This is a genomic window from Mesorhizobium sp. P3_B5, assembly GCF_056402815.1.
The window spans coordinates 832,856-849,533 of sequence record NZ_JBFUGR010000001.1 but is presented as its reverse complement, the minus strand read 5'-3'; the positions used below and the strand labels follow the sequence as shown (position 1 = coordinate 849,533).

Here is a 16,678-nt window from a genome sequence, read left to right as displayed (position 1 = left end):
CGACACTGGCGCAACGGTCGGCCCGGCCAAGCTCTTGTGCGTCGGTGTCGCGCGAGGCAAAGATCGAACGCTTCCCGGAGACCACCATGCCTGAAACCGCCAACCATCTCGCCTTCGCGCTGGTCTGCCTCGGCATGGTGCTGACGCCTGGTCCCAACATGATCTACCTGATCTCACGCTCGCTGTCGCAGGGACCGAAGGCCGGCCTGATCTCGCTCAGCGGCGTGGCGCTCGGTTTTCTCTTCTACGTGCTGTCGGCGGCATTCGGCATCACCGCGCTGCTGCTCGCCGTGCCCTTCGCCTATGACGCGCTGCGCTTTGCCGGTGCGCTCTATTTGCTGTGGCTCGCCTGGCAAGCGGTGAGGCCGGGCGGACGCTCGCCGTTCCAGGTGCGCGAGCTGCCGAAGGACAGGCCGCGCAAGCTGTTTGCCATGGGCCTGATGACCAACCTGCTCAACCCGAAAGTGGCGGTGCTCTATCTGTCGCTGCTGCCGCAGTTCATCAGCCTCGACAAGGGCCATGTGCTGTCGCAATTGCTGGTGCTCGGCGCCACGCAGATCACGATCAGCCTCACCGTCAACGCCATCATCGCGGTGACGGCCGGCTCTATCGCCACCTTCCTGGCGGGACGGCCGCTGTGGCTGGTGATCCAGCGCTGGATGATGGGCACGGTGCTTACCGCACTTGCGCTCAAGATGGCGACCGACGCGCAGCGCTGACCCAGGAAGCCGATCTCGACACGGCTGCCTAGTCGTAACCACGACTACTCCGGCAAATTGAAAACCGCCTCGATGTGATGGCCGTCCGGGTCGACAACGAAGGCGGCATAGTAATGCGGACCGTAGTCGGGCCGCAGGCCGGGTGCACCGTTGTCGCGACCGCCATGGGCAAGCGCGGCGACATGGAATTGCGCGATGCTTCCACGGTCAGGGGCGGCGAAGGCCAGGTGAAAACCGGGACCGGGCGGACGCTGGCCTTTCGGGCGCAATTTGATCGCCAGCTTGTCGCCGCCGCCGGGAGGCCCGTAACCGACGGCCTGGTCGGGTTCGCCAGGTTCGAGGTCTTCCCAGACCCTGATATAGCCGAGCGGCGCAAGAGCCGCGTCGTAGAAGGCTGCCGCGCGCCCGATATGGGAAACGCCGAAGGAGACGTGATGCAGCACTTTTTGACCTCATGGTGTTTTTCGAATCGGCCTGGATGTGGCGATTTTCGCTGCCCTGCCCGGCAAAAGCCATGATCGCCATTATCTCAGGCGGGCATGACCCTTGCGAAAATCGACAATCACCAAGCCCCATCGAACTTGAACAGGCGCATGCTGCTGAAAGGCGCCGGCCTTGCCGCACTGGCCGGGCTTGCCGCTTGCAGCACCGTTTCGCTGCCCACCGGCGAAGGCGCCGGCGCCTCGTCGTCGGCCGCCGGCACGCTGGCCAGCATCCGCGCTTCCGCAGGGCTCGGACCGCTTGTCCCCGATCACCAGCTCGAACAGGCGGCGCTGCAGCAGGCCAGCTTCATGGCGCGGCGGCGGCGCATGAGCCACACCACCGGCTGGGGCAAGGACTTTGCCTCGCGTGTCAAAGACAATGGCATTTCCGGCGCAGCTGCCGAAAACATCGCCGAGGGCCGCTTCGACCAGCAAAAGCTATTCGACATCTGGATGCATTCGGCCGGCCACCGCCGCAATATGCTCGACCCGCGCTTCACCCGCTTTGGCCTCGCCTATGTCAGGGACGGCCGCGACAGTGCCATCCGCTATTGGAGCCTTGTGCTGGGAAAATAGCAGCAAGCAAGTGGCGGCGATGTTCGTCGCGTTGCGCGGCAGATCGTCGGCGACCGCCGGTTGGCCAGTCCGTCAATCCCGGCGCTGGAGCAATTTCTCGATGCCCTGCGCCGGGACCGGTTTGCTGAAAAGATGGCCTTGCATTTCGTCGCAATTGTTCCGGCGCAGGAAGGCGACCTGCTCGTCCGTTTCGACGCCTTCGGCAAGGACCCTCAGATTGAGCTTCTGACCCAATGAGATCACGGCGCTGGTGACAGCCTGGTCGTCCTCGTCGGTGGCCAGATCGTTTATGAAAGACTTGTCGATCTTGAGCCGCTGGACCGGAAAGGTCTTGAGCGCACTGAGGCTGGAGTAGCCCGTGCCGAAATCGTCGATCGAAATCTGAACGCCCAGCCTTTGCAGCCCGTTCATGGTGGCGACCGCCACGTCGAAATCCTGCATGATAAGGCTTTCGGTCACTTCCAGTTCGAGATATCTGGCCTCCAGACCGCTTTCCTTCAAAGCGTTGACGACACGGCTGATCAGGTTCTTCTCCCGGAACTGTCTCGCCGACACATTCACGCACACGGTCACGGGCGGCAGGCCAGCGTGCTGCCATGCCTTGTTCTGCCGACAGGCCTCGTGAAGAACCCAGTCGCCGATCGGCACAATCAAACCTGTCTCTTCGGCAGTCGGAATGAAGGTCAGCGGCGCTACCACGCCGCGCGTCGGATGGTTCCAGCGTATCAACGCTTCGACGGCGACGACCCGCCCTGATCGGAGATCGACTTGCGGCTGATAGTGCAGGGTAAATTCCGAACGCGCGAGCGCGTTTCGCAATTCATCCTGGAGCAGGAGTTTTTCATGAGCCCTCGAGTTGAATTCGGGAGCGTAAAACTGGAAATTATCGCGACCGATTTCTTTCGCGCGATACATGGCTGCATCGGCATTGGCGAGCAGCGTGTCCGGGCTCGCCCCATCCTTGGGATAGTTTGCGATGCCGATACTGGCCGTCGTTCTCAGGCGATGCTCTCCGATATGAACCGGCTCGGCAATCGCGTCCCGTATCGTTTGCAGCGCCTCCGAAACAAGATCGATGTTGGCGGGCTGGTCGAACAGAACGATGACAAATTCGTCGCCGCCAAGCCGCACCACGGTATCGGTCACCTTTACGCATTCAACCATACGACTGGCGAGGGTCTTCAGCAGTTCGTCGCCGGCATTGTGGCCAAGCGTGTCGTTCACCAGTTTGAAATTGTCCAGATCGATGAACACCACCGTCACCCAGCGGTCGTATCGTTGCGCATACAGGACCGCTTGCGAGAGCCGGTCCTCCAGCAAGGCGCGGTTGGGAAGCCCGGTCAGCACGTCATGGTTGGCCATGAAGTGGATTTGATCTTCAGCCAGTTTGCGCTCGATCGCGATCCCGGCGATGTGCGTCGTGAATTCTATCAGGCGGGTCTCGGCCTCGACAGGTTCACGCACAGTCTTCGAATACATGGCAAAGGCGCCCAGGACGACGCCCTGGTGGGACAGGATCGGGGTCGACCAGCACGAACGATAGCCATGCGGCGCCACCAGTTCACGGTAGTCCTCCCAGAGCGGATCCTGCTGGATATCGGTGACAATGACTGGCTCCCGCCGGTAGATGGCGGTTCCACAGGATCCCACCTTGGGACCGATAGCGACCCCGTCAATGGCGCTCGTATAGGCTTTCGCCAGGCTCGGCGCCGCACCGTGGCGCAAATGGATGCCGTCCTTGTCGAGCAGCAGGACGGAACCGAATATCCCCTTTAGCTGGGCCTCGACGAAGCGCATGAGACGGTCGAGCACGTCCTCCAGCGGGGCGCTCGTGGCGATCATTTCGAGGATGTTTGCCTGCCCGCTGCGAAGGACATCCGCCTGCTTGCGGGCCGTGATGTCATGGGCGATGCCAACCAGGCCGAAGATCTCATTTTGACGATTGCGCAACGGCACCTTCGTCGACGAAAGCCATTTGCCGGCGCCCGACGCATCGACGACAAACTCTTCCGCGTCGATCATCGGTTGGCCACTGCGCAGGACCCTCTCCTCGATCTGGCGAAATTTCTCCGCAACCTCCGCAGGATGGAGGTCAAAATCGGTCAACCCGATCATGTCGCTGGTCTTGTCGTGGCCACTGTCGGTCGCAAGGGCGCTGTTGACCACGACGAAACGGCTTTCGGTGTCCTTGACCCAAAGATAGTCGGGCACCCAGTCGATCAGCGCCTGGAGCGAGATGCGCTCGTCGACGATCTGGCGATTGAGGGTGAGTTCGGTAATGTCCTCATGCGTGGCCACCCAACTGCCGTCAGGCATCGGCTGGTTGCGGATCTGGATTGTTCGCCCATCGGCAAGTTTGGCGGTCCAGAGCCGCGAAGCCTTGCCCGAATTGTGCGACCGGGCGGTTGCGAGATAGGTGTCGGCATCCAGCGCCGCGGTGCCGGCGATGACGCGGCGTTCGACGATTTCGCCCAGTGTCACGCCGGGCCGTAATTCCTCGGGCGCAATTCGGTAGATTTCCGCATAGCGACGGTTGCTCAGGATCAGCCGTTCATTGGCATCGAAAAAACAGATGCCTTGCGAAATATTGTCGACCACCGTCTCGAATCGCAGCGCCTGTCCTTCGAGCGTTGCGATCGCAGCCCGAAGCTCACGCTCGAGTGTGTCGTTGGAGGCAGCCGCGAGTTTCGCCAGGGTGGCCAGACTGGCGGGCTGCGGCGCATCGGCGGGTTTCCTGGATGATTTCGTGACCAAACAGACCTCCTCCAGTTTGGCGCCTGGAACAAAGCAAAATTCCCTCTCCTGCCATCCGACAGTCGGTTCATAGTGTTACTTATGTACTAATAGCAGATAAACTGGATCGAAGTCAGAAGCGACGGCAGCTGGTTGACTCCAGCAAAGGCCGTCTTCAATCTGCTATTGGCACAGCAGAATCGATATTCTTCAACATCTGGAGAATTTGGCGATCATCCCAGCAAGCGCTTCGGCCTTACATGTCTGCAGGCGCGTCCGCGATAGCGTCATCTGCTACCGGCAAATATCGGCGTCGCTTCAATCCATATGTGCGGCAGGCGCTCCGCCAGCGGCCGGAGCAGCCTTTGGCTTGCGCAGCAGGAACACGAACGGCACGGCAAGCAGCGTCATCATCATCAACAGCTTGAAGTCATTGACGTAGGAAATCATCATTGCCTGGATATTGACCAGCCCGTCCACCTGGGACAGGGCCGTTGGGTCGCCGCCTGCGGCTGCCGGCGAAGCCGCCCAAAGGTTAGGGTTGAACGGGTTGATGAAGGCCGAAAGCTCGGCATGATTGATCTGCGTGTTGCGCACCAGCAGAACCGTCACGACCGATACGCCGATGGATGAGCCGAGATTGCGCACCAGGCTGAACAAGGCGGTTGCATCGGTGCGGTAGCGCGGGTCAAGCGTGGCGAAGGCCACGGTCGACAGCGGCACGAACACCATACCCATTCCCAGGCCCTGGATGATGCCGGAGCTGAGGATCAGCCAGTTGTCCATCTGCGGCGTGAAGCTGGCCATGGTGTAGAGCGACTGCGCGGTGAGCAGAAAGCCGATGACGACGAGAATCCTGGCATCGACCTTGCTCATCAGCCGCCCGACGACGAGCATCGAAATCATCGTGCCGACGCCGCGGGGGCCAATGACGACACCGATGGTCATGGTCGGATAGCCGAAGATGGTCGCCAGCATTGGCGGCAGCAGCGACATCGAGGCCAGGATGAGCACACCCATGACGAAGATGAACGCCAGCCCGGTCACGAAATTGCGGTCGACGAATATCTTGGGGTCGATGAACGGGCGCTCCGCCGTCACCGTGTGAATGATGAAAACCCAGAAGCCGGTTATCGCAAGACCGAGCTCGATCCAGATCTCGACCGAGGAAAACCAGTCGACCTCGCCGCCGCGATCCAGCATCAGCTGCAGCGCGCCGACACCGAGCGAAAGCATTGCGAAGCCGAAGAAATCGAAGTTGCGCACCCGCCGGGCAACGGCCGGCAGATAGGCGGCCATGCCGAGGAAGGCCGCAATGCCGACCGGCAGGTTGATGAAGAAGACCCAACGCCAGTTGAAATTCTCGGTCAGCCAGCCACCGAGCGTCGGGCCCAGGATCGGCCCCAGCATGATACCGGCACCCCAGATGGCCATCGCCTGGCCGTGGCGTTCCCTGGGATTGATGTCGAGCAGGAAGGTCTGCGACAGCGGCACGATCGCGGCGCCGAAAACGCCTTGCATCAGCCGGAACAGCACGATGGATTCTAGGCTCCACGCCAGACCGCACAGCATGGAGAGGATGGTGAAGCCGACCACAGCCGTCAGGAACAATTCCTTGCGGCCGTACCGGTCGGCCAGCCAGCCGGTCACCGGTGTCATGATGGCGGCGGCAACGATGTAGGACGTCAGCACCCAGTTGATGTTGTCGGGAGAGGCGCTGAGATCGCCGGTCATGGTCGGCAGCGCGACATTGGCGATCGTGGTATCGAGCGCCTGCATGACCGTCGCCAGCATGAGCGCAACCGTGATCAGGCCTCGGTGGGGCACTTCCTTGAAGGGTTCTGGCGTGCTCATGATGCAAAACTTCCGACAGGTAACAAAACCGTGTACACTAGGTTTCCGGGCGGCGAGGCCTTCCTAGTGGAAAGACACTCATCGCGGTGGGACGCGACTATCGATGTGGGGGTTACATCGACCGAACGTCTCGACACATCAGGCGCTTGCCGCCCGGAAACCTGAGGACCGAAGAGCCCTGCGTCGAGTCGTCCAGGTTTCGGTCAGGCCGCAATGTGGCCCGGTCCAACCCCAACCCCTCGCACACCTCCCATCGGACCAATCCTGTCGTCTGCATTCACCCTGCCTGCACGGCGAGCGCTGGTATTCGTCCGTGACCATGAATTTTGCCGAACACCGATTTTCACTTTTCGGTATCACGGTCCATTCACGGTCTATTGAGCCTCGCCAGCCGTGGCGTGGCCAAAGATACTCGGAAGCCCGCGCGAAACGCCGGTGTCGACCGTGACTGAGACGCTCATGCCGGTGCGCAACGCCATTTTGGCGTCGGCATCGGTCAGTTCCAGGCGCACCGGGATGCGCTGCGTGACCTTGACCCAGTTGCCGGTGGCATTCTGGGCCGGCAGCAGCGAGAACTCGGCCCCGGTGCCGGCGCCGATCGCCTTGACCGTGGCTTCGAACGTCCTGCCCGGATAGGTGTCGACGACGATCTCGGCCTTCTGGCCGGGCTTCATATGGGTGAGCTGGGTTTCCTTGAAATTGGCATCGATCCAGGTGTCGCCGGTCTCGACCAGCGCAAACAGCGGCGTGCCGGAACCGACATACTGGCCGACCTTGAACGACGAGGCCTGGCTGACGACGCCGTCGGCCGGCGCCTTGACCGTGGTCTGTGCCAGATCGTAGGCGGCTTTGTCGCGCGCCGCGAGTGCGGCCATCACGGTCGGGTGCTTGTCGGTCTCGATATCGGGGTTGCCGGCAAGTGCCGCCTTGGCGCTGATGATACCCTGCTGTGCCACAGCCAGCTGCTGCTTGGCCTTGTCGAGGTCGTTCTTGGCCTGGTCCAGCGCCGACTTGGTGTTGATGCCCTTCTGGGCAAGGTCGGCGGCGCGGTCATATTGCGACTGGGCATAGTCGACTTCGCTGGTGGCGGACTTTTCCTGCGCCGTCGCCTGGCTGTAGGAAGCGCGCAGCTGCTCGATGCCGACCCGTGCGACTGCAACAGCCGCGTCGGCCTGGGCCAGCGCGATCCGGTAAGGCTCCGGGTCGATGGCAAACAGCACGTCGCCCTTTCTGACCAGCTGGTTGTCGGCGATATCGACCTGAACGATGCGGCCCGCCGTATCCGAGGCGATCGACACCTTGGCCTGCTGCAGATTGGCGTTCTCGGTCTCCTGGTAGCGGCCGCCGGTCACCCAGACGTAGGCGCCGCCGGCGATCAACGCCGCGGGCAGTGCAAACATTAAAAGGAAACGACCAGCGGGGCGCTTCTTCTTCGGCGCCACCGACGCCGGCTGAACCGGAGGAGCAATCGCCACCGGCGCAGCCGCCGGCTGCGATGGCGCCTCGGCGACCGGTTGCGCCGGCGCCTGCATCTCTAGCCTGGTTACGTTCTCTTCTATCTTGGCTGCCGCGTTCATGCTGCTGCGCCTTCCGTACTCTTCACTTTTTCCAAGGACGACGTCTCGCCATCCGCAAGATTCTGCACGATCATATCCAACGCCCGGATCAGGACACGGCGATCTTCCGGCGAGACGCCGACGAGCGATTCCTCATAAACCTCTCCGGCAAGGCTCTTGACGTGGGCATAGGCCGCGCTCGCCTTGGCGGTCGGGAAGATCATGCGCACGCGGCGGTCGGTGGCGTCGGGGCGGCGTTCGATCCAGCCGCCCTCCTCCATGCGATCGACCAAGCGCGAGACACTGATCGGCTCGATTTCGAGAAGTTCGGCGAGCCGTGCTTGCGCGACTCCAGCCTCCTTGGCGACGCGGACCAAAAGCCGCCATTGTGCCGACGAAAGGCCGAAGCCGCTGGCACGCGCCTCGAACCGCTTGCGCATCAAACGCTGGACGTCGTGGATCAAAAAGCCCAATCTGTCGATGCCATCGGAAACCATGAGCGGGATATATAATGAGCGTGCTTACCATTCAAGATGCTGCATTGCACCAGAGGTTCAAATAATTGTGTGGCAGCCATGCAAGGCGGGTCATGGTTAGCGATTTCTGAAGGCGCATGTGCGCCATGCCCGGAACCACGCATTGCCATCGGCGTCTGTCCCGTGGCTATGGACGAATCCAATCATGCGCAATATGGATGGAGGTACGGTCTGCCGTGGCGCTTTCGCGCTGAGGCAGGCGACGTTCGATCAATGACGCTGCGCCGGGCGCCTGTTCGATGACGCCGCCTTGCAACGTGTCGAAACCGGGGGACCTGGTCATGGCCGACAACAAGCCGACAACAGACGTTACCAAGGATTGGCAGGCATCGCAGGGCCAGAAGTCCGGCGCCACGCGCCTCCGGCTTTTCGCCGCGCTGGCCTGGATCATTGCCATTGGTGGCGAGATCTACGGGATCGTCTTGCTCCGCCAGCACAAATTCGACCAGGGCAACCTGCCGCTTTTGATCGGCATTCTGGTCGGGATCGCGATTTTCGCCATTGCCGGCAGCCTGCTGTGGAAGGCGGCCAACCGGAAGGACCCGGCCCGCGAATCCGACACATTCCGTTTCTTCGTCCAGAACCAGCTCGGCGCGATCATCACGCTGATTGCCTTCCTGCCGCTGGTTCTTTTGATCCTCAACGACAAGAACATGGACCCGAAGAGCAAGAAGATTGCCGGCGGCGTCGGCGCGGTGCTTGCCGTGCTGGCGACACTGATCGGGGTCAGCTACCAGCCGCCGTCGGTCGAGCAGTACACGCAGGACATGAACCAGTGCGCGGCGCAGATCAAGGCGGGGCAGCCGACCACGGCCTGTTCGCCCGAGGTCGCCGCCCAGGCGCAGGCGATCGCCACCGACTCGACCACGGTGGCCGATGCGACGAAGGACGCGGCACACCCCAATGGCCAGGATATCGTGTACTGGATCGCGCCGGAAAACGGCGCCGCGAAGTCCGCCACCGAGCATGTCTTCCACCTCTGCGCGGCCGTCAGTCCGCTGAAGGACAAGACCGTCAACAGCGGCACCGTGACGGAAGCCTACGCCCAGAACGCCATCCGCATCACCAAGCAGATCGAGATGGAACAGAAGCAGTGCGGGTTCACGACGGCGGCGGCACCCGCGGCAGCGCCGGCGGCACCCGCGCCGGCGCCGGCGCAATAAATCCGATGGCGTTCTGGCGCGCCCGGCTGGGCGCGCCTGCAGCATGGCGGCAAAAGGCGGTCTGGGCATTGCCCGCTCACCGCAGCCGTGGAGTGAACCGGCCTATAGCTTTCTGAAAAAGCCGGACAGAATGTTCGGCCCGGCTTCGCCCGGCCGCAGCCTGATCCCGTCCTCGAATCCATTCAGCGTCACGCACTCGAAACCGTTGTCAGCCAGCAGCGCCACCAGCGATTGACGGTCGAAATGGTGCAGGTGCTCGTTGGGCAGACGCATGCGCCACGTCCGGAACCACCCGTCGCCATCGGCGCCGAGCTCACGCCAGCGACAATAGGGAACGGCGATGGCGAGATGGCGGGCCTGAAGGCGGGCGAGAAAACCCAGGTCAGGGATGTGCTCGAGCACGTCGAACATGGCAACGAGATCCCAAGAGCCGGCAAGCGCCTCCTCCCAATCGACAAAGCGCACCCCCTCGGGCAGCGGAAACCGGGTGATGTCACAGCCGGCGCAATCGGCAACTCCGGTAATTTTGGCGGCCTCGACGAAGGTGCCGGTGCCATAGCCGATCTCCAGCACCGAGCGCGGTATCTCGCCGGTGATCCCCAGCACCCAGCCAAGCCGCTGATAGCCGAGCTTGATGGTCCGGTCGCTCAAATCCTCGTAGTAGGAAATGTACTGCTTGTCGTATGTGATCGGCGTGGCGTCGATCTGGTGGATCACGCCAAACCGGTCCACGTCGTAATTGTCTAGCATGAGCGTTCGGCCCCCGGATTTCGGATCCTTACATGACGGAGCTAAACGCAACGTAAGCGGCAGGGGCTGGCAATCCTGGTCAGGAGCACGCTGCCCCGGTACTGCACCGTCCTCGTACCTGGTCGTTGAGCGAGAACGGTGACAGACTTCACGAATGGCCGCGACGGACAGCATGCCTGCCGGATGTCAGTTTTCGCGCCACGGGCGGACCTCTCGGAACCGAGAACTGGATGCCGCATTTGGGCCGGGAGCAGTAGGTCCGCTTGTGGCGAGGGAAGAACGATAGCGGACCTTCAACCTCAAAGGTCCGATGTCGTTACTAGGCCTCAGGGCATCCATTCGGCAGCATCCGCTTTTGGCTGGCCGCAAAAACGACGTGGTTGCATTATCGCTGCCCAGTGTGCCGAGCACGCTCGCATTCGAAATGCCAGTCGACTACGCTCGTCGGCGAAGCTTGGGTGGACGAGGCAGGACACCATCACATGGAGCGAAGGCTTACCGCAATCCTTGCTGCCGACGTGGTCGGGTACAGCACGCTCATGGGCGAAGATGAGGTCGGCACTCTCGAGCGATTGAAGAGTTGCCGTCGCGAACTGATCGACCCTACGATCAAGGAATTCCACGGCCGCATGGTCAAGCTCATGGGCGACGGCGCGCTCGTCGAGTTCGCCAGCGTCGTCGACGCCGTCCAGTGCGCTGCCGTGATCCAGCGCCGAATGGCGGAGCGCGATCGGGGCGCCGAAGCGCGGCAGATCCGGTTTCGCATCGGCGTCAATCTCGGCGACGTCATCGTCGAAGGCGATGACATCTATGGCGATGGCGTGAACATTGCCGCGCGCCTGGAGGCAATGGCGGAGCCCGGGGGTATTTGCATCTCAGGCACGGCGTTCGACCACGCCGTGCACAAGGTGGATGTCGGCTTTGCCAGTCTTGGCGAGCAGCGCCTTAAGAACATCGCCGATCCTGTTCGCGCCTATCGGCTGCTGCTGGATCCCGCAGCCTCGGGAAAGGTCACGGCCGCCCCCCACCGGCCGGGCCTGCGCGTCATGATCCTGGCAGGCGCCGCCGCCCTGGCGATTGCCGCGATTGCCGGCATTTTCGCATGGCAGAAGTTCTCGGTGCCATCGCGGCCATCGGTTGCGGTGCTGCCGTTTGCAAACCTCGGCGGCGATCCAGGCCAGGACTATTTCGCTGACGGCATCACCGAAGATCTGATCACCGACCTCACCAAGCTTTCCGGTCTGGACGTCATCGCGCGCAACTCGGTGTTTGCCTACAAGGACAAGCCTGCAGCGCTGGCGGACGTCGCGCGCGACCTTGGCGTCCGCTTCGTCGTGACGGGGAGCGTCCGCCGCACCGGCGAGCAGATCCGCCTCAATGCCCAGCTCATCGATACGGCAACGGGCGACAATCTGTGGGCCAACCGGTTCGCCCGCGGCATGGCCGGCGTGTTTGCCGTCCAGCACGAGATGAGCGGGGAGATCGCCAATGCGCTTGGCATGCAACCTTCGGCAGCGGAAAGCGAGCGCATGGCGCGCCCGCCGACCGTAAACCTCGAAGCCTACGACTTCTACCTTCGGGCCGAGCAGACAGCGCGGACGGGCCGGCGCGACGGGCTGCGGGAGGCGCTCACGCTCTACGATAAGGCGGAGGAGCTCGACCCTGCCTTCGCCGAAGCCTTCGCGGCGGACGCAAGCATGACAGTCTATATCTGGCGCGAATCGTTCAACGACATCATGCAGAGCGCGCCCGCGCGCAAGCGCGCCTATGAAAGGGCAAGCCGTGCGCTGCAACTCGACCCGGATCTTTCGTCGCCTTATGCGATTCTTGGCATCATGCAGGTCGTGGATCGCCGCTACGAGGAAGCCATCGCTTCGGCCGAGCGAGCCGTCGCACTCGGCCCCGGCGATGCGGAGACGCAGATAGCTCTAGGATACGTCCAACTGTTCGCTGGCAATCATGCCGAGGCAGCCGCAGCGGTCGAGACAGCGCTCAGGCTCGATCCCAACCTTTCACCCATCAACCGGCAAATTGCCGGTCTGGTCTTTCTCATTCAAGGTAGCAACGACAAGGCGATCGAGGCGCTCGAACGCACGCGCGACGATGCGCCGTCAGTCGGAGATTTCAGAATTACGCTTGGTGCCGCATACGCCCGCGCCGGCCGCCTGCAGGATGCGAGGGCGGCGGTCGTCGAGGGACTAGGTTCCATGTCGACACCGGGGTTCGATTCATTGTCCGCATACCGGCTCAACGGTGCCCAATACCGTAACCCCCAGGATTTGGCTCTCATCATCGACGCGTTGCAGCAGGCGGGCTTGCCCGAATGGCCGTTCGGCTTCACCGGCGACGAGCACAACCGCTTGAAGGGCGAGGAGATCGCCTCGTTGGTGCTGGGCCATACGCTGAAGGGCCAGCTTGAACCCGGTCTCCAACCAGCCTTCCTCCAGATCGGGAGCGACGGCAAGGCAGCCTTCCGCTCGACGACGCGGCTGGTCACCGAGACCATCCGTCTCGATGGCGACCGATTGTGCGAGCTGAGCGAGAATATGTTCGGGCGCCCCGACTGCGGACCTGTCTACAAACGCCGCGACGATGGAGGCGGCGGCTATTCCTTCGTCAACTCAAGCAAGGTGTTCCACTTCACGGTGGTTCAGTAGACGCACACGCGCGTCTCAGTGATATTTGTCGAGCTCCATAGCGGTGGCACACACTCGCGTCCGACGCGGGACTAGAATAGGCTGCACCGAAGCCGCTTGATCGACCGGGAGGGCGCAGGCAGGTATGGAGCGAAGGCTTACCGCGATACTTGCTGCCGATGTGGTCGGATACAGCACGCTCATGGGCGAGGATGAGGTCGGTACACTCGAGCGGTTGAAAAGTTGCCGTCGCGAACTGGTCGACCCCGCGATCAAGGAATTCCACGGGCGCATTATCAAGCTCATGGGCGACGGCGCGCTGGTCGAGTTCGCCAGCGTCGTCGATGCCGTCCAGTGCGCGGCCATGATCCAACGCCGGATGGCCGATCGCAATAAAGGCACCGCCGATGCCCGGCAGATCCGGTTTCGCATCGGCGTCAATCTCGGCGACGTCATCGTCGAGGAAAATGACATCTACGGCGATGGCGTCAACATCGCCGCGCGACTGGAGTCGATGGCCGAGCCGGGAGGTGTATGTATCTCGGGCACGGCGTTCGATCACGCGCTGCACAAGGTTGATGTCGGCTTTGCCAGTCTTGGCGAGCAGCGCCTGAAGAACATCGCCGATCCGGTTCGCGCGTATCGGCTGCTGCTGGATCCTGCAGCCGCAGGGAAGATTAAGGTGGCGGTTCGCCGACCGGTATCCCCCCGGGCGATCGTGATGGCAGGAATCGCGGTCCTGCTCGTCGTGCTCCTTGCAGGATTGTTTGCGTGGCAATCGGGGACATCTTCCCTGGCCGAGCGACCATCGGTTGCCGTGCTGCCGTTTACAAACCTCGGGGGTGATCCGAGCCAGGACTATTTTGTGGACGGCATCACCGAGGATTTGATCACCGACCTCACCAAGCTTTCCGGTCTGGACGTCATCGCGCGCAACTCGGTGTTCGCCTACAAGAACAAGCCTGCAGCGCTGGCCGATGTCGCGCGCGACCTTGGTGTCCGCTACGTCGTCGAGGGGAGCGTCCGCCGCACCGGCGAGCAGATCCGCCTCAACGCCCAGCTTATCGATACGGCAACGGGCGACAATCTGTGGGCCAACCGGTTCGACCGCGGCATGGCTGGCGTGTTTGCCGTCCAGGAAGAGATGAGCGGGGAGATCGCCAAAGCGCTTGGCATGCAACCTTCGGCAGCGGAAAGCGAGCGCATGGCACGCCCGCCGACGAACAATCTCGAGGCCTACGACTATTATCTCCAAGCCGAGACGGCGTCACGCAACGTCCTGCTGGCCGGGCTGCGGGAGGCGCTTGCGCTCTATGAAAAGGCGGAGGGGCTCGACCCAGCGTTCGCGGAAGCCTTTGCGGCCGACGCGCGCACGACAGTCTATATCTGGCGCGAGGCCTTCAACGACATCATGCAGAGCGCGCCCGCGCGCAAGCGAGCCTATGAGAAGGCTAGCCGAGCTTTGGAACTCGAACCGGACCTTTCATCGCCCTATGCCATTCTCGGTATCATGCAGGTCGTGAATCGCCGCTACGAAGATGCGATTGCCTCTGCCAAGAAGGCTGTTTCAATCGGTCCGGGCGATGCAGAGGCGCAAGCAGCCCTTGGATATGTTCAGTTATGCGCCGGCAATTATGCCGAGGCAGCCGCAGCGGTCGAGACAGCGCTCAGGCTCGACCCCAACCTTTCACCCATCAACAGGGAAACTGCAGGGCTGGTTTTTCTTCTTCAGGGGAATGTCGATAAAGCGATCGAGACTCTCGAACGCACCCGCGACGATGCGTCCACGGTTGGCAACTTTCGGTTTACACTCGCTGCGGCGTATGTCCGCGGCGGCCGTCTGCCGGATGCGAAAGCCGAAATCGCAGCTGGGCTCCACCTCGTAGCAGGGTCCAGCTACGTGGACTCTTTGGCTGGGTGGCAGATGACTCATGCACATTTCCGGAACCCGCAGGATCTGGCGATCCTCGTCAACGCACTGCGCCAGGCAGGCCTACCCCAATGGCGCTATGGCTTTACCCCGGACGAGCATGACCAGTTGAAGGGTGCTGAGATCGCGTCCCTCGTCATTGGCCATACATTGCAAGGCCAGATCGAACCCGGTCTGCAACCAGCCTTCCTTCAGATCGGGAGCGACGGCAAGGCAGCCTTCCGCACGACGACGCGGCTGGTCACCGAGACCGTCTACGTCGATGGCGATCTCTTGTGCGAGCAGAGCGAGAACCTGTTCGGGCGCCCCGACTGCGGTCCCGTCTACAGACGCAATGACGAAGCCGGCAAAGGCTACTCCTATGCCAATACAAGCAAGGTGTTTCACTTCACGGTCGTCCAGTAGGCGAACCTGGTCTCAGTGATACTTGTCGAGCTCCAAATTGGCCGCGACCTTCGGCCAGTTGGCATCGGCTTTCGGTATTTCTTCAGCTGCATGCGCGGCGAAACTGTCCGCATTGCCGACATCGTAGATCAGGTAGAGCTTGCCATCGATAATCTTGAATGCTTCCGGATCGACGTTGATCGTGACCCCACCGCCCACGACTTCGCCGGCACAGTAGCCGCCATATTGAGGAGCGTACTTGACCGGTTCGCTCATGAACATTTCCTGGTGTTTCTTGCTGGCGAAATGCCAGGGTGTCCCCAGCCAGTCATAGGTGAACTCTTCGGAGCCCTTCACAGCCTTGCCGTCAGTGAAGTAAGCGACCGTGTCGTAGCCCATGATCGCCACACCTCCGAAATAGCCGGTGTTTACCGAATCGTCCGCCCAGGCCGATCCCGCGCCGGCGACCGCAGCGACCGCGACCAGGGCGGCCGCCCCCAAATTCCGAACCAGTCGTGACTTGATCATCGTGCTCATCTGCATCCTCCTTCAATCGTGGATTTCTGCGCACTTCGCCGCGTTCGCCTCGCCAAGGATTTTGGCTTGGCAGGTACCACCATGGCGTTTGAACAGTCGTAAGATTTCCGTGTTGCCCTTCCAGAATGCGCGCGTTGTCGGCATGTAGCCATGACCCTCGGGATGGTTCACATCCGCACCTTTCGCGATAAGAAATTCGGCCAGTTCAAGGTGGTTTTCCTCGCCGGCCACCAACAACGGCGTAGCGCCCGCCTTGTTGGCGGCATCGTCGAGCACCGCGCCTTTTTCCAGCAGCAGCTTGGCGACCGGCAGGCTGCCCGAGAAGGCCGCCGCATGAAGCGGGGTAAAGCCGCCCGAGTTACGCGCCATGACGTCGGCGCCCTTGCCCAACAGGAATTCGGCGATTTCGGGCTGGTTGTCGAGCGCTGCAGCGATAAGGAGGGTTGCCTGGTCGCGTGCCCGGCTGTCGACGTCGGCACCGCCTGCCAGGGCTTGCTCGACGGCACCCTTGTCGCCGGCGGCGATGGAGTCGAACAATTGCTCACCTGCGGCTGCAGTTGTAGCCGCCAATACCAGCATTCCAAGTGCCAGCAGTCCGCGCATGACGCAGGGGTAGCATATATTAGCCTGGAATCATACAAGCTGCGTGGGGCTTATCGGGGCAGATGCTGGCGGAGGCGCGGCCGGACATTGCGAACGCGGCCTGGGGCGGGAAAGGCACTATGGCGACTGACTTCGTTCGCAAGCACAGGTCCAGTTCGGATTTTTGAAGAGCGCCGATTACGGAGGGCCTCCCAAAGCTTGGATGCGCTGGGTGGCCTC

General features: G+C 62.1%; 13 protein-coding genes. 5 read left to right on the top strand and 8 right to left on the bottom strand.

Features of this window, described 5'->3' with window-relative positions; translation table 11 throughout:
- The first annotated feature begins 86 nt into the window (after nt 1–86).
- Complete coding sequence (locus AC1DVW_RS04280) at nt 87–719, top strand: LysE family translocator (RefSeq protein ID WP_477242655.1); 633 nt, start codon at nt 87–89, stop codon at nt 717–719.
- Nucleotides 720–763: 44 nt separating this feature from the next.
- Here AC1DVW_RS04280 and AC1DVW_RS04275 read toward each other — a convergent pair whose 3' ends face one another.
- Nucleotides 764–1,162, bottom strand: a complete 399-nt coding sequence (locus tag AC1DVW_RS04275; protein ID WP_477242654.1) for a VOC family protein — start codon at nt 1,160–1,162, stop codon at nt 764–766.
- Nucleotides 1,163–1,258: 96 nt separating this feature from the next.
- Between AC1DVW_RS04275 and AC1DVW_RS04270 the strand changes: the two genes are divergently transcribed.
- Nucleotides 1,259–1,777, top strand: coding sequence for a CAP domain-containing protein (locus tag AC1DVW_RS04270; protein WP_477242653.1), 519 nt, complete (start codon nt 1,259–1,261; stop codon nt 1,775–1,777).
- A 72-nt stretch (nt 1,778–1,849) separates the two neighbouring features.
- Here AC1DVW_RS04270 and AC1DVW_RS04265 read toward each other — a convergent pair whose 3' ends face one another.
- The 4 genes from AC1DVW_RS04265 to AC1DVW_RS04250 all read right to left on the bottom strand — a co-directional run bounded on the left by AC1DVW_RS04265 (nt 1,850) and on the right by AC1DVW_RS04250 (nt 8,417).
- The gene (locus AC1DVW_RS04265) at nt 1,850–4,531 is read right to left on the bottom strand and encodes an EAL domain-containing protein (RefSeq protein WP_477321381.1); all 2,682 of its coding nucleotides are present in this window, start codon (nt 4,529–4,531) and stop codon (nt 1,850–1,852) included.
- A 297-nt stretch (nt 4,532–4,828) separates the two neighbouring features.
- Nucleotides 4,829–6,364, bottom strand: coding sequence for a DHA2 family efflux MFS transporter permease subunit (locus AC1DVW_RS04260; RefSeq protein ID WP_477321379.1), 1,536 nt, complete (start codon nt 6,362–6,364; stop codon nt 4,829–4,831).
- 374 nt (nt 6,365–6,738) lie between these two features.
- The gene (locus AC1DVW_RS04255) at nt 6,739–7,941 is read right to left on the bottom strand and encodes an HlyD family secretion protein (RefSeq protein WP_477321377.1); all 1,203 of its coding nucleotides are present in this window, start codon (nt 7,939–7,941) and stop codon (nt 6,739–6,741) included.
- Entirely contained in the window at nt 7,938–8,417 is a 480-nt protein-coding gene (locus tag AC1DVW_RS04250; RefSeq protein WP_477242649.1) for a MarR family winged helix-turn-helix transcriptional regulator, read from the bottom strand. The genes AC1DVW_RS04255 and AC1DVW_RS04250 overlap by 4 nt, the downstream gene beginning before the upstream one ends.
- A 320-nt stretch (nt 8,418–8,737) precedes the next feature.
- Between AC1DVW_RS04250 and AC1DVW_RS04245 the strand changes: the two genes are divergently transcribed.
- Nucleotides 8,738–9,619 carry a hypothetical protein gene (locus AC1DVW_RS04245; RefSeq protein ID WP_477321375.1) on the top strand — a complete coding sequence of 294 codons (882 nt, stop codon included), beginning with the start codon at nt 8,738–8,740 and terminating at the stop codon, nt 9,617–9,619.
- A gap of 102 nt (nt 9,620–9,721) precedes the next feature.
- Here the strand turns inward: AC1DVW_RS04245 and AC1DVW_RS04240 are convergent, their stop codons facing one another.
- Complete coding sequence (locus tag AC1DVW_RS04240; protein ID WP_477321373.1) at nt 9,722–10,369, bottom strand: class I SAM-dependent methyltransferase; 648 nt, start codon at nt 10,367–10,369, stop codon at nt 9,722–9,724.
- Nucleotides 10,370–10,851: 482 nt separating this feature from the next.
- Between AC1DVW_RS04240 and AC1DVW_RS04235 the strand changes: the two genes are divergently transcribed.
- Nucleotides 10,852–13,026: a tetratricopeptide repeat protein gene (locus tag AC1DVW_RS04235; protein WP_477321372.1), complete on the top strand. Its 2,175-nt coding sequence runs from the start codon at nt 10,852–10,854 to the stop codon at nt 13,024–13,026.
- A gap of 124 nt (nt 13,027–13,150) precedes the next feature.
- Complete coding sequence (locus AC1DVW_RS04230) at nt 13,151–15,340, top strand: adenylate/guanylate cyclase domain-containing protein (RefSeq protein ID WP_477321370.1); 2,190 nt, start codon at nt 13,151–13,153, stop codon at nt 15,338–15,340.
- Nucleotides 15,341–15,352: 12 nt separating this feature from the next.
- On the opposite strand, the gene AC1DVW_RS04225 is transcribed toward AC1DVW_RS04230, so the two are convergent.
- On the bottom strand, nt 15,353–15,856 hold the full coding sequence (locus tag AC1DVW_RS04225; RefSeq protein WP_477242644.1) for a YHS domain-containing (seleno)protein: 504 nt from the start codon (nt 15,854–15,856) through the stop codon (nt 15,353–15,355).
- Nucleotides 15,857–15,868: 12 nt separating this feature from the next.
- The gene (locus tag AC1DVW_RS04220; RefSeq protein ID WP_477242643.1) at nt 15,869–16,459 is read right to left on the bottom strand and encodes an ankyrin repeat domain-containing protein; all 591 of its coding nucleotides are present in this window, start codon (nt 16,457–16,459) and stop codon (nt 15,869–15,871) included.
- Nucleotides 16,460–16,678 lie beyond the last annotated feature (219 nt).